This is a genomic window from Campylobacter concisus, assembly GCF_902460415.1.
In the GTDB taxonomy this organism is placed as follows: Bacteria; Campylobacterota; Campylobacteria; order Campylobacterales; family Campylobacteraceae; genus Campylobacter_A; species Campylobacter_A concisus_Y.
In genome coordinates this window covers 1-1,157 of record NZ_CABPTY010000015.1, presented here as the reverse complement: position 1 = coordinate 1,157, position 1,157 = coordinate 1, and the positions used below count along the sequence as shown (strand labels likewise).

The window sequence follows — 1,157 nt, the reverse complement described above, 5'->3', positions numbered from 1 at the left end:
AAGCATATAAATTCATCTTTGCCGATAATACACTCATAACGACTTTCTAAGTTTCTCCTGTATTTTTTAAAAATATCAAAAAATACAGGGTTTAACGTATCCTTATATTTTTTACCGAAATAAATCCCGGCTATATCTTGCTCTTTATCGATTGTCGCTTTACGGCAAACACGAAAAAAGATTTCGGTGTTGTCCACAACCATGTTATTTCCTCTTCAATGCCTTTTCTATAAACGCCTTACAAATTTTCAGATCGGTGTCGTAACCTTTGGGTAGCTCCAGCTTTTTGTCTTTTGCTAGATCTTGCGCTAGTTTGATTTGTTTGTCGCTCGGCGGGCGGATGGCTTTATCTTTATTTTTATTTATAAAATCCGAGCAAATTTTCCAGTCTGCTTCTATGCCGTTCGGCAATGCTATTTTTAAATCCGAAGCTATACTTTTCGCAAAATTTAGCTGGGCTTCGCTCGGAGGTTTGGTCTCACCGCTATTTAGCTCTTTAAAGCCCATTTTCTCGTGCAGCGGCTTTATAAAATCGAGATAATTTACTTTGCCGTCGCTTATCTCGTCTAGCACGCCTTCCATTTGCTTTGTAAATTCGCTTTGCGTGATCCACTCGTCATTCGCCTTAACACTTTCGATGAAACTTATCCCTTTGCCGGTGGCCACTATGTTTTGATTTTTGCCTTTGGTTTCGATAACTACGAATTCCCGCTTTAAAAGCGTAGGCAGAAACGTAGCATACGTGCTTGGCCTACCGATGCCCTCTTTTTCTAAAAGGGAGATAAAATTGCTTTCCTTGTAGTGCTGCGGAGCTTGCTTTTTAACTTCTTGTAGCTCGAAGCCTAGCACCTCGACTTCGTCGCCTTGATTTAAATTTAGCTCTATTTGGGCTACGTCTTTATCTTGTTCGTCTTCATCGTCCGCTTGCTCTTTCAAAGCCCCCTTAAAGCCTTTATAAATGCATTTGCCGGTCTTGGCCTTAAAGCTTAGAGCCTTGACGTCTATGTCGTATGTTTTGTTCTCGTTTACGGCATTTTTGGCTTGGCTTAGGACTGAATTTAGAAAAATGAGCTCATAAAGCGATTTTTCGTCATCGCTTAGGCTTTCGCGCCCGGCGATCTCATCTATCTCGCCGTAACCATGCACGTGGCTTATAC

At 41.2% G+C, this 1,157-nt stretch carries 2 protein-coding genes; both read right to left on the bottom strand.

Annotation, left to right across the window (positions count from 1 at the left end; translation table 11 throughout):
* Positions 1-203, bottom strand: a 203-nt coding sequence (locus FZ940_RS09370; protein ID WP_187422171.1) for a hypothetical protein, incomplete at its 3' end; no start/stop codon positions are given.
* A gap of 1 nt (position 204) precedes the next feature.
* Positions 205-1,157: DNA topoisomerase (locus FZ940_RS09365; protein WP_262367637.1), on the bottom strand; the 953-nt coding region annotated here is incomplete at its 5' end.